The sequence below is a fragment of the Nocardia sp. IFM 10818 genome (assembly GCF_054655275.1).
The window spans coordinates 7,016,515-7,027,812 of the sequence record NZ_BAAHJH010000001.1; the positions used below are offsets into that span (position 1 = coordinate 7,016,515).

An 11,298-nucleotide genomic window follows, 5' to 3' on the forward strand; every position below is an offset into this window, starting at 1 on the left:
TTACTTGATTGGGCAAGCGCCAGAGGCGCATTCCTCGTCCACGCCATCAGCGATCTGTGTCGCCGTGGCCTGTTCGAACTGCTCTTTGGTGATCCGCTCGTAAGGGCTGAGCGGCATGGAAGCCTCGGGGAAGATGGTGCTTCCCTTGAGCTTTCCGCCATACCGGCGGATCGTGGCTGCGATGTCCTGGGCGGTGTACTTCTCGGGGGAGAAATTCGCCGTGAAGCTGACTGCGTTGTCGGCCCAGAGTTCCTGGTAGAGACGCTGGAACGCCAAGAGCTGATCGAGGGTCAGCTCATCGGCGGATTCCACCAGCACATCAGCGGCTTCGCCATACGGCCGGAGCGGATCGGCGTGGATACGCTCCACCTGTTCAACCAGGGTGTCTTGAGTCGGGATCTCCACGACGACCGTGTTCGCCGCGTAGATATCGTCCACGACGTTGTACCCCTGCTCGCGGTACTGCTGGACCTTCTCCATCTGGTCGGGATCGACTGTGCTGAAACGGATTCGACGGATGAAGTACCTCGAAAAGATGGGGTGAATCCCCTCCGACACACCACACAACTTCGACACTGTTCCGGTCGGTGCAACGGTCCTCTTCTTAACGGGTACAGGGATTCTCAGCTCGTGGGCGTACGCGATGGCGGCTTCGTCCACCAACTCGGCCCAATCCTGGAGGAACGCCCGGAAACGCCGATCGGTCGGCGCTGCGGAGTACGGGACTCCGATCATCGCGAGGTAGCTCGCGACGCCGAGGTGTCCAACGCCGATCCTGCGATTCCTGTCGAGCACCTCGCGGGACTTCGGGTCCGAAACCTGGGTGAACGTCGCCCTGATCAGAAACCGCGTCATCAGCACGTGCGCGAGGAACAAATCCTCATGGTCGACCGAGCCGTCTTCACGCACGAACGCGGCTAGGTTCACATGGCCGAGATTGCAAGGCTCACTGGCCTGGAGCGTGATTTCCCCGCACGGGTTCGTTGCCAGGATCGGAGTCGGTTCGCCCTCGTTGGACAGCGAACTATCCCAGATTCCTGGCTCACCGTTGAGGAGAGCCCCCTCGGCGAGCAATTCGAGCACCTCTAGGGCATGGTCGCGCCGCTTCGCGCTGACCGTTAGGCCGCCTTCGAGGTGGCGCCAGAACTCCGCGTCCACCTCTACAGAGATGTTGGTCGTCCAATGCGGCATCTCGCCTTCGGGCGTACTACCTGTCTTGCTCCGGATGAACTCCAAAATCTGCGGGTCATCCCAATGCATGATCGACATGCGCGCCGAGCGCCGAACACCGCCAGCGACAACGCATTTCGCGATGGCGTGGTCAATCTCCATGGCGCTTATTCCGTCGAGCTGCTGGCGATCCTGCTGAGACATGACCCCGGCCACCGCGTGCAGCATTTTCGCCAACGGCAGCGGCCCGGAGGCTCGGCCGCCGAAGGTCAGCAGCCGCGCACCGGCCGGACGAACCCTGCTGACGTCGTAGACGCGGTTCTGGTTCTTCACGCCTTCGCGGTAATGGGTGTCGATCAGGTCGACCAGGGCATCGGCCCAGCCTTCTCGGCTGTCCTCGATCTGGAACGCGCCCGGCCAGTCCGAGGTGTATTCCTCGGATAGGACTTCCGCCGCCTTCATCTCGTCGTAGTCCTGGTGGCCTGGGTCGCAGACGATATGCACCCGGAGTTCGTTCTCAACTTCGGGGTAGTGCTCAAGGTGTCGGTTACTGTAGTTCGCACCGACTCCGCCGCCTTCCATCAGCCTCATGAAGGTGAAATGGAAGTGGTCAGACGGCTTTTCGTACCAGCCGCTCACCCAGCAGTTCATAAGGTGCTGAGCGTTTTTCACGCCCGAAGCCCACAGGTGCCGACCTGCTGGCAACAGCTTGAACTCGCTGATCATGCGAATCAGGTGTTCGCGTTCGCCCGGCTGGTGGTACCGCTCATCGACCAACGCGAGGTTGCCGGCCACTACCCGCTCAGCGGTTTGGCCCCACACTTCTTTGGTCCCGTCCGGCAGGGTCCGCGCGTACGTGCGCTCGTAGACCGTCTTGCCGGTTTCGGTCATCAGCAATGAGTGTTCAACTCCCTTGTTCCGCAATACATTTCGATGTCCTGATTCGGCCAGTTCTCAAGGCGGGCCGGTTTCTCGTTCGGGTGAAGGTCCGGGAACACCCACGAGCGGTACTGTTCGATTCCGCCGGTTCCGTTGAACTCGGCCTCGAAGATGTCTCGGATCACCACTCACCGCCGGTAACGGCCTGAGCGGTGGCATTGGAGAGCACCGGCCGGGTTCCCGGCCCTTCCTCGTGCTCGGCGCGACGGGCGCGAGCAACTCGGTTCATTTCCTCGGTCAGCGCGAGCACGGCTCGGTAGACGTCGTGCTTGTCTACGCCCTTCTCCCGCTCGCCGAACCGGCGGCGCAACGCATCGGCGTATCGCGGGTTTGTTGCCTTGAGCGTCTCCATCGCGGGCTCGAGGTCGTCTATCAGGTCGTGAGACAACGCGTTGCCCTTGAGCGCCTGGCGGACTTCCTCGGACCCGTAGAACACGGTGCCCGCGAACCGGTGACGGTTCGATGCGGCCTCGGAGGCGATAGCGTTGCCGTGCCGGGTCAGAAGCCGGTAGATCAGGTAGTCGTTCGACTCGGCGAACTTCTTTTGCACCGAGGGGCGTTCGAGAATCCAAACCCAGAGTTCCTGGGCGAGGTCTTCGGCGTCGATGACGCCGGGCCATTCACGTTCGACTGCGCCCGCGGCGCGGTCGATCAGCTTCTTTAGGTGTTCGACGGTCAAATATCCTTGTCTTCCAACAGAATTCGGAGCGCGTACTCGGCCTGTAGCGGCATCACCGCGTTGCCGAGCAGCTTGATTTGTGGCTTGTACGCCAGCCTGAGACCGGTCACATATCCCGCCGGGAAGCCCATCATCCACTCAACGAAAAGTGTTGTAACCCTGGGTCTTCCGTTTTTGTTGGGCTCCGCTGGCGAGGGCGCCGGTCGCGTGATCCGCTCCCAGCGGGCAATCACCTCGGCGTACTTGCCCCAATCGGGGTCCATGACATCGCGGCACAGCGACTTCAGGTTGTACGTGGCGCTCGGTAAGCCCTTACCGTCCCGCGACTGCGGCGTTGCCAGGTATGCGGCCTCGGATCTGAGATCTGTGCCGCCGCCGCGTGAGGTGGACCCTCCGGTGCTTTCGCTCGCGGTAGGTGTCGGCAGGTATGCCTGAATGCAGGTGATCGGAGGGGACTTCCGCTTTTCCTGGGACGGGTTACTCCCGGTCCGGCCGTCCCGAGCGAGAGGCGTCGGTAGCAAGGATGAAGAGCCGCTCTCGTCTGTGCGGCGCTCCGACGTCGGCAGCGGGTACACACGCCCACCGCGCATCAAACCCGATTTCGGCAAGGTCTCCGAGGACTTCGGAGAAGCCTCGGCGCACGTGCCCCGGAACATTTTCCAGGACCGCATACCTCGGTCGTAGATGAGCGATGGCCGTCCGGACGTAGGGCCACAGGTGGCGTGGGTCATTCTCTCCTTTGTGCAAGCCAGCGACGCTGAACGGCTGGCACGGGTAGCCCGCGGTCAAAATGTCGACGGGCGCAACCTGAGACCAATCAATCTGGGTGATATCGCCAAGGTTCGGGATCTCCGGGTGATACCGATACAGCAGCTTGGAGGCGTGGGGATCGTTGTCGGCTACCCACGTGAGCCGACCAGCGAACACCCGCTCAACTGCCGCGTCCAGCCCGAGAATCCCGGAGCAAAGGCTTCCGATTCTCAGAGCTTCCAGGTAACACCGTCCACGGTGAACCGCTTGTTCGTGATCGGAACAAGCTGGGGGTGGACGTGATTGCCGTCCACGGTCAGGAGGGCGAAGCCGAGTTGCCAGTTTGCCGTAGCCCCCTTGAGATACTGCGCCTTGGACATGTCCATCAGATGCCCGACCTCCACGCCGTAGCGGGTGGTGGTCTTTGCACCGAACCCGGTCGTCTGCGGCACCAAGCCCTGTCGGTGGGTGTGCCCCATGATCACGCTCGTGTTGAAGCGGGCTACCGCGTTCGCGGCGGTGCTGCCAGCCTTTTGGGTGAGGCGAATTCCGCCACGGTGGCCGTGAGTCGAAATCCAGCCCGGCGCAACGGGATAGAAGTCGGGCAGCAGCTCGACACCGTAGTTCTCGAAGTCGAGCAGCGTCGGCAGGTCGAACGCTCCGCTCTCGGCGAGCGCTGGCGCGTACTTCGAGAGGTACTCGCGCGGGCGGGAATCGTGATTGCCCTCGTGGCATCCGATCGGGCCGTCGTAGACTTCGCGCAGCGGTTCGAGCAGGCGCTTCTTGGTGACCTCGGCGTCCTCGAAAACGCTGCCCTCGAACTCGGCCGCAGTGCCTTTCGACCACCGCGACGGCTGCGGGAAGTCGACCACATCACCGATATGGATCACTTCGTCCGGCTGAGTGTCGCCGATGTACTGGATCACGGCCCGTACGGCTTTCCAGTCTGTGTAAGGGATCTGGGTATCGGAGATGATGACGATTCGACGGGTCAACGAGTCACCGCCGGATCTCGCTTCGATAGTTCGGTGATCCGGCCCAGTTCGCGGCGGATGAACCACAGCGCTTTGTTCAGGTCTTCGAGGGTGTCACCTTTGTTGTTGCCGTCGAGACGGCACGAACGGCCGATGTACTGCACGGCCTGAGCAGCGTTCGGCGTCAGGTTCTCGCTGATGTCGATCATCTGCGCGCCGTTCGAAAAGCCTTGGTAGTGAGAGGGATTGATTGCGTCGCTCAGGTGAGCACTCCTATCAGGATGTTGAGCAGTAGCAGGAACCACAAGAACGGAGGCATCGCTAGATCTCCTCGTCAGGGTCGTAGTCGTAGACGCCTTCGTAGAGCATGTCTTCGAGGTGGCAGTCGCATCCGGAGTCCGAGCAGAACAAGAACTCGTCATCGAATTCGATTAGCGCCATGCGGCTTTCAGCTCCTTGAGCTTCTCGGGCCGGAATCCGATCCAGTGGTCTTCGCGGTCGAGCACTTCGACAACCGGGGCGCTCTGGGCGCCGAGGCGGAACTTCAGGTAGTCGGCCGCCGCTGGGTGGTCGGCGGCGATCTCGGTGTACTCGATGCCCTCGCGGTCGAGCCAGGCTTTCGTGAGCTTGCAGGGCTGGCAGTCGGGCAGGGTGTACACGCGAACGTGCTTGCGGTTCAAGAGATCCTTTCCAGCAAGGCGTCTGCGCCGTGCTCTTGGACGAACGAATTCGTGTCGTGGCCCTTCGGGTATTGCACGATCCGAGCGTTCGGCAGTTGCTTGGCGATCGAGCCCGCGAACTTCCGGCCGGGGTCGTCGCCGTCGGCGAGGATGTAGACCACCTCGTAGCCGAGGAACGGCTCCCGGAACCACGATTGCCACGATGTAGAGCCAGGGACGCCCACGGCCGGCACTCCGGCCTCATGGGCTGCGATGGCGTCGAATTCGCCTTCTGTGATGGCGATCCGCTTCGCGGGAACGAGCAGATCCGGGGTGTTGTAAAGCCTCGGCCTGTCGCCTGGCTCGGTCATGTATTTGCCGTGGCCTTTGTGCTCGCATTCCGCGGCAGCACACCTGAATCGGATTGAGACCACGGTGAGCCTGCCGCCGGGAAGGCGGCGCAGATACGGGATGGAGATCATCCCGGCGAAGTGGTCATGCCCAGGGAGAGGCGCCTCCACGTAGCCGAGCAGCTGGGGATTGTCGGGGTCGAGTAGTCCCCTGCTGTCCAAATACTCGGCGGCCGGGGTTCCCGGCAGGCTTTTGGCGTACTGGAGGGTCGCCTCCTCCAGTGATTTCCGCTGTACGGCGCTTAGCCTCTGCGAAGCTGACTCCCTCCTCATGTCGAACGATGTCGATCGCGTCGCCTTTCACGCCGCACGCGAAACAGTGGAATCGACCGTCATCGAAGTTGACGGTTGCCGAGGGGCGACTCTCGCCGTGGAACGGGCAGCACGTCTTGTTGAAGGTGCTGCGGTCCTCGGGCGGCTCCCACTCGGGGTAGTAGTGCTGAATGACTTTGCTGATCACGACCAGTGGATTGCGTGGCGCCGGGCGATGGTCTCCTCGCACTTCCGTTCGGCCTCAGCCTGCGTCGGCTCCCAGCTCTTGCCGAGGATCACCGTGTTTGCGCCGTCCTTGACGGTCACGGTCCAATCGAAGCCATTCCGGACTTCGTAGTTGTATTTCGTTTCCGCCGTGTAGATTTCGGCGAGGTAGAGCTTCGATTGATCGCCCTGACGAAGCCAGTCGCGGGTGTAGGTCAGCTGCATTTAGGTTCCTTCGTGGATGGGTGCGACCCGGCGGCCGATGACTCGGTACGCCGGTGGATGGGTTAGGTAGTCGATCGCCCGCCGGAACGCGGCGGGGTCATCTCGCAAGTGCCCCAGCACATTTCGGTTACAGGGCTTGCAGAGCGCCCCGCGTACGGTTCCGTCAGCGTGCGAGTGGTCGACCGCGAGACGTCGCCGAGCGCCGGTTGCTCGCTGGCAGATGGCGCACTTACCACCCTGGTGGGCAAGGATCGCCTGATACTCGGCCTTGGTGATTCCGTACGTGGTTTCCAAGTGCCGACCATGGGCCGTCTCGCGGGTTGCGGCGCGGCGCTGGCGATGGTGTGAAGCACAGCGCGGGCCGGGGTAGTTGGCCGGGCGTCGGGTGGTGACACCCTCGGCCTCACAGTCTTTGCAGCGCTTCTTACTCGGCGGCAACCAGCTTGCCTACCTGGGCTTCGAGCTTGCCGACACGGGCGGCAAGGTCATCGTGCGCCCGCATCTGGATCTTCGCAGCCAGCGCCATGAGCTTCAGGCGGGTGAGCATGTCTTCGTACAGCTCGGCAACCGTCGAAGGCACGGTGACGTTGAACATGTGGGGTCTCCTATCGGTGGATGTCGCGGATAGTCGCGGTGTCGCCGAGCCATTCCAGCTCAGCGAAATCGAGGCCCGAGGCATCGGCTTTGCCGCCTCGGTTCTTCACGGTGGATACACACAATCTGTCCGGGTCGCCGAACTCGTTGGTCGGCTTGAACATGGTGAGGATCATCTCGGGCGTGCGTCCGATCTGGCCTTTCACACCGGACAGGGGGATGGGTTTGTTCGCGTCGTTGTACGGGCCGGTGACGTGATGCAACGCGGAGACATGTGCGCCCGACTCGCGGGCCATGGTGTGCAGATAGCTGGCGAGCGCCTCAAGACCGGTGTGCGCGTCGTCCGCGCTGCCCTCTACAGAGCAGTCGGAAATGTTGTCGACAATCACAAGATCCGGGAAATCCCCGTAGGTCTCCTCGTACGCGAGCATGTTGCGGTCGATGACCTCAAGCGTGGGAGAACCGTCGTAGACGAACCGGATCGGTGACTGGGCGAGCTGTTCAGTCACGCCGTCAAGCCCGTCCGAGAGGACCAGTCGCGCTGAATCCTCAAGCGGCCAACCGGTGTTGATCGACACCGCACGGGAAAGCTGGGTGAATGCGTCGCTGTCCGCGCTGATATACAGCGTCGGCACCTTGGATCGGATCGCCAGCGTGAGCGCGAACAGGCTCTTGCCCGTACCAGGCCCCGCGCAGATCAGCGAGAGCTGCCCACGCAGGAACTCGGTTCCTTTGTCCGACAGGGCTCGAAATGGGTTGGGCAACGGCTTGCCGGCCGCGCCGCGGATTGTCTGGGATTGGAGCAGGGTGTATACCTTCGGTTCCTCCTGTTCAGGGCACAAAAAAGCCCCGGTCCCTCATCGACCGGGGCTCTAGGCGGCGAACTCACACGACGCTGACACCGCGCAGAACATGCACTTGGCTTGCTCGGGGTCTGGGTCGAATCGTTCGTTCACGATGTTGTCGGCGAGTCGGTGGAACTCCTCGGTGACCCGCTCTCTGGTCCAATGGGTCAAGTCGTAGGGCTTGGTTGCCTTGCCCGAGACGCCCATCCAGTAGTCGCCGGTCGCGGGCGGTTCGACTCCGTACGTTTCGGCGACGGCTACGGCGTAGACGCCGAGCTGGAGATCGTCCCCAGGGCTCTTGCCGCTCTTGGTGTCTCGCACTCGCAGGCGGCCGGTGGATTGGAACTGGATCACCGCGTCGATATAGCCGCGAACCTCGATGCCGTCCAGGTCGATCTTGAAGAACAGCTCAATCGCGGGCGTGCCGTCAGGCGCTATCCAGATCTGCTCATCGGGGTACTTCTCGTACCAGGCCGGGTAGCGGGCAACCTGCTCGAGTCCGAGCAGGAAACGCCGCTCAATATCGACCTCGCCCTTGTATGGCCCACTGCGGAACCAGAATTCGAAGTTCGGCGTAGTGGCCGCGTACTTCTCCACTTCCTCGGCGTAGACCTTCCGGTAAACCTCCTGCATCTGTTCGACGGTCATCGTTCGACCGGATCGTTCGTACGCTTCGGCCGCCGCGTGGACGGCCGTACCCTGCGGCAGCCAGGCCGCTGGGCGTTCCCAGACCCGTTCGAGGCGGCCGAGGCGGTAGCCGTAGGCGCAGCGCTCGTACTGTTTGAGCTGGGAAACAGAAAGGGACCGCCCTAGTCTGGGCGGCCCCTTCGTGTTCAGTTCTATATCAATCATCCATCGAACACTCTCTTGTGGAGGAGATACTCGTCGCCTTTCGTGACGTCGCGGAGGGTCCATCGTGTGACCGTGGCGCGAAGACCGAAGAACTCAGGGTCTTCTACAGTCTCTTCGGAGACCCGCTCACATCCGGGTTCGTCCGTCAAAACGGTTACCGGAGCAAGCATTTCGTGCCCGGAAGGGACTCGGGTGCTTCGCCACGTGGTAAGTTCCTCGCCCTGCTCGGACTCGGTGATCACTGCCCGCACCCACGGCAATCTGTCTACAACGACCGAGATTGCCCTCTCAACAAACACCAACGATGCACCCTTACATCAGGGGGTGTCTTCCTCCTTCGGAAGAACCCAGATCAATTCACCTTCGGGTGTCAGCTTTGTGTGCTCGTTCACACGGATCAGGCGGTTCTTGTCCTCGGGCTTACGAGGTACGAAGGCGAAGCCCCCGGCGGGAGCCACCCCCGGCATCTTCGGCAACGAAGGATCGAACTCAAGCACCAAGTTGAAGTCTCGGAGCTTCTTCCAGAAGCTACGGAGCCGCTCCAACTTGCCCTCGCTCATCCCCTTGCCGTTGGTAGCCATGAACTCGCCGTGCTCACGCATACGGTAGTACGGTGCGGACCTTCGCATAGACGTGGGAACCTCCCAGGGGAATTGCTCTAGCGCTTCCTGGTACGGGGTTCGCTTCTCCGATTTGGGTGGAAGGTAGTTGTACACCGTCGTGCGTGACACGTTGAACATGCGGGCGATATCCACAACGGGAATGCCCTCATCTTCGTGCAGTTTCCGAGCCAGCTCGGCTGACAGACTTGTTTCTACAACGGTATTCATTTTTGCGCCCTTATTCCCCGACTCATGAGTAGCCACAACTCGACAGCTTGGCACTCAACGTCGGCGCATGTCAACGTCGCCTCATGCCGAGAGGCTTGCCCCCCGGCGGTTTTCTCACCCCATCCCATCTATCGCCGCGCAACAGACCTACCGGTTGCGACTATAGTCCGACTCGAACACAGTTTCGAACATCCGGCCTTGACCGGCGTGTCGCGGGTCGGCCCCAAGCCTCTGGAGGTGTACACAGGCTTCGCGTGATCGGCGTTGGCCCCAGTTCGTTGCTGTCGTGTTGCTCACAAACAGGTTTGAACCGGGAACTCAGCTGGACCAGCGTCCGATAGGTGGGTGTATATGTCAACAATCTCCGCACAAAAAGTGCGGAGCCGACTACCAAGGAAGGTGTTCCACTGTGCAAGATGCACAGCAATCGGTCGTACGTCTCGGCCAGCTGATCAGGCAGAGACGCGAGTCGCTCGGGCTCAAGCCTCGGGAACTCGCAGATCGAACGTCAAAGACGCTATCGGCGCTTGAGAAGGTAGAGAACGGTACACGCTCCCCCGGACTGGAGTACCTCACAGAGATCTTTGACGCTCTCGGCGTCGCGCTCAACTACCGGAACTTCCTCATCGACGGCCTGTTCCCAGGGTTGCTGGGACGTCTCTACGGGCCGTCGCAGAAGCCGGTGACGCCTCAAGAACAAGCGTATTTGGACTGCATCAAGGTGCCCTCGGCGTACGTTTACCTGCCGTCGGGCGATGTCGTGGCGACGAACGCGGATTGGAGACGGACGTTCCCCCGGCTCGAACCAGGCTCAAACCTTATTGAATGGGCATTCACCGATCCGGTTGCGAAGCTCGTATTCCCGGATTGGAAGACGGTTGTTCACGGCTTCGTGTTCGGCCTCAAGTGGTTGGCGCCCAGTGCGATCTCGCCGACCCGTATCGAGGAGATCCGCGCCAAGTGCTCGGAAGCGGACCCGCTGTTCGACACGATGTGGTCAACGAACATCGTGGACCCAATGAGCCCGGTCGCGCAGGCCCGTATCCGAAACGTCGTCCGAGGGAGCATCGAGACCTACGCGATCACCGCTTGCAACCAGGCGTTCCCCGATAGGCGTCACTGGATGGTGTATTCGCTGGTGCCCGCGGTCGACGGACCAGCCGCTTCGGCGGCCTAAGTTCGCTGCATCCCTCGTCAATAGCAGCGAACAGCCGGACCCCGGCGCAGGGAAGGCGCCGGGGTTATCGAGCCTCAAACCTTTACATGATCCGGCGAACGTATCGACGAATCGCCCTGTCGCTGAGCACGATCGTTCGGTTACCGACGCCGTGAGCGACGTACGCGCCGACCGGTGCCGGCCGGGCCGTGATGACCCGGCGGAACCTCAACCAGCCTTTCACGCGTAGTGCTCAATCTCGTTCGGATCGCGGTCGATCATCTCGCAGACCTTGAAGAACGTGTCCATGTCCAAGACCCGGTAGTCGTCCAGCTTCTCGAAGATCTCGACGGCATCGCCGGGCGCCAGCGCATCTGTGGTGAACGAGACGCAGCCGTTGAACGAAACGCCGTCGGCGTCGGACCAGTGGTCCGCGAGGTATCGCAGATTCGCCAGGCCGACCGGATCGAACTCCCCGCTCGGCTCGAACGCGAACGTGTTTTTGACCTCGTAGAACGTGGGCTTGCGCCCGTCCTGGGTGGAGATCTCCACGGGGATGAGCCGGGACCAGATATCCCAGCCTTGATCCGTGAACATCTCACGGATACGAACGGCCCTCATCGAGGCGAGCGAATCGAGGTTGCCGCCTTCGATGCTCTCCAGGGCCTCACGCATGTTCTCAGCCTCAAGGGTTCCGTTCGAACCGTTGTAGAAGCTGTACATCCACAGGTTCCGCAT

The 11,298-nt window shown here is 61.8% G+C and carries 18 protein-coding genes; 1 reads left to right on the top strand and 17 read right to left on the bottom strand.

Annotation, left to right across the window (positions count from 1 at the left end; genetic code table 11):
- From nrdJ to ACYQ5L_RS32580, 16 genes are all read right to left on the bottom strand, one after another.
- Complete coding sequence (gene nrdJ / locus ACYQ5L_RS32505; protein ID WP_459962005.1) at positions 1–2,061, bottom strand: ribonucleoside-triphosphate reductase, adenosylcobalamin-dependent; 2,061 nt, start codon at positions 2,059–2,061, stop codon at positions 1–3.
- Complete coding sequence (locus ACYQ5L_RS32510) at positions 2,061–2,237, bottom strand: hypothetical protein (protein WP_459962006.1); 177 nt, start codon at positions 2,235–2,237, stop codon at positions 2,061–2,063. The genes nrdJ and ACYQ5L_RS32510 overlap by 1 nt, the downstream gene beginning before the upstream one ends.
- Positions 2,231–2,788, bottom strand: coding sequence for a hypothetical protein (locus ACYQ5L_RS32515; RefSeq protein WP_459962007.1), 558 nt, complete (start codon positions 2,786–2,788; stop codon positions 2,231–2,233). Before ACYQ5L_RS32515 ends, ACYQ5L_RS32510 begins: the two co-directional genes overlap by 7 nt.
- Complete coding sequence (locus ACYQ5L_RS32520; protein ID WP_459962009.1) at positions 2,785–3,051, bottom strand: hypothetical protein; 267 nt, start codon at positions 3,049–3,051, stop codon at positions 2,785–2,787. Before ACYQ5L_RS32520 ends, ACYQ5L_RS32515 begins: the two co-directional genes overlap by 4 nt.
- Before the next feature lie 214 nt (positions 3,052–3,265).
- Positions 3,266–3,880: a DNA cytosine methyltransferase gene (locus ACYQ5L_RS32525; RefSeq protein ID WP_459963616.1), complete on the bottom strand. Its 615-nt coding sequence runs from the start codon at positions 3,878–3,880 to the stop codon at positions 3,266–3,268.
- The gene (locus tag ACYQ5L_RS32530) at positions 3,769–4,533 is read right to left on the bottom strand and encodes a metallophosphoesterase family protein (RefSeq protein WP_459962011.1); all 765 of its coding nucleotides are present in this window, start codon (positions 4,531–4,533) and stop codon (positions 3,769–3,771) included. The genes ACYQ5L_RS32525 and ACYQ5L_RS32530 overlap by 112 nt, the downstream gene beginning before the upstream one ends.
- Positions 4,530–4,721 (bottom strand): hypothetical protein, encoded by a 192-nt coding sequence (locus tag ACYQ5L_RS32535; RefSeq protein ID WP_459962012.1) that lies wholly within the window; start codon positions 4,719–4,721, stop codon positions 4,530–4,532. Before ACYQ5L_RS32535 ends, ACYQ5L_RS32530 begins: the two co-directional genes overlap by 4 nt.
- A 222-nt stretch (positions 4,722–4,943) precedes the next feature.
- Positions 4,944–5,192 (bottom strand): glutaredoxin family protein, encoded by a 249-nt coding sequence (locus ACYQ5L_RS32540; RefSeq protein WP_459962013.1) that lies wholly within the window; start codon positions 5,190–5,192, stop codon positions 4,944–4,946.
- A complete protein-coding gene (locus ACYQ5L_RS32545) occupies positions 5,189–5,743 on the bottom strand; it encodes a toprim domain-containing protein (RefSeq protein WP_459962014.1) in 555 nt (184 codons plus the stop codon). The genes ACYQ5L_RS32540 and ACYQ5L_RS32545 overlap by 4 nt, the downstream gene beginning before the upstream one ends.
- Entirely contained in the window at positions 5,667–6,083 is a 417-nt protein-coding gene (locus tag ACYQ5L_RS32550) for a CHC2 zinc finger domain-containing protein (RefSeq protein WP_459962015.1), read from the bottom strand. Before ACYQ5L_RS32550 ends, ACYQ5L_RS32545 begins: the two co-directional genes overlap by 77 nt.
- Positions 6,038–6,283 (bottom strand): hypothetical protein, encoded by a 246-nt coding sequence (locus ACYQ5L_RS32555; protein WP_459962017.1) that lies wholly within the window; start codon positions 6,281–6,283, stop codon positions 6,038–6,040. The genes ACYQ5L_RS32550 and ACYQ5L_RS32555 overlap by 46 nt, the downstream gene beginning before the upstream one ends.
- Positions 6,284–6,721: an endonuclease VII domain-containing protein gene (locus ACYQ5L_RS32560; protein WP_459962018.1), complete on the bottom strand. Its 438-nt coding sequence runs from the start codon at positions 6,719–6,721 to the stop codon at positions 6,284–6,286.
- Complete coding sequence (locus ACYQ5L_RS32565) at positions 6,708–6,878, bottom strand: hypothetical protein (RefSeq protein WP_459962020.1); 171 nt, start codon at positions 6,876–6,878, stop codon at positions 6,708–6,710. Before ACYQ5L_RS32565 ends, ACYQ5L_RS32560 begins: the two co-directional genes overlap by 14 nt.
- 10 nt (positions 6,879–6,888) lie before the next feature.
- Positions 6,889–7,719 (bottom strand): AAA family ATPase, encoded by an 831-nt coding sequence (locus ACYQ5L_RS32570; RefSeq protein ID WP_459962021.1) that lies wholly within the window; start codon positions 7,717–7,719, stop codon positions 6,889–6,891.
- Positions 7,720–7,749: 30 nt separating this feature from the next.
- Positions 7,750–8,574, bottom strand: a complete 825-nt coding sequence (locus ACYQ5L_RS32575; RefSeq protein WP_459962022.1) for a RecB family exonuclease — start codon at positions 8,572–8,574, stop codon at positions 7,750–7,752.
- Between the two features lie 317 nt (positions 8,575–8,891).
- Complete coding sequence (locus tag ACYQ5L_RS32580; RefSeq protein WP_459962023.1) at positions 8,892–9,404, bottom strand: helix-turn-helix domain-containing protein; 513 nt, start codon at positions 9,402–9,404, stop codon at positions 8,892–8,894.
- A 409-nt stretch (positions 9,405–9,813) separates the two neighbouring features.
- Between ACYQ5L_RS32580 and ACYQ5L_RS32585 the strand changes: the two genes are divergently transcribed.
- A complete protein-coding gene (locus ACYQ5L_RS32585; RefSeq protein WP_459962024.1) occupies positions 9,814–10,581 on the top strand; it encodes a helix-turn-helix domain-containing protein in 768 nt (255 codons plus the stop codon).
- 219 nt (positions 10,582–10,800) lie between these two features.
- On the opposite strand, the gene ACYQ5L_RS32590 is transcribed toward ACYQ5L_RS32585, so the two are convergent.
- On the bottom strand, positions 10,801–11,298 hold the full coding sequence (locus ACYQ5L_RS32590) for a hypothetical protein (protein WP_459962025.1): 498 nt from the start codon (positions 11,296–11,298) through the stop codon (positions 10,801–10,803).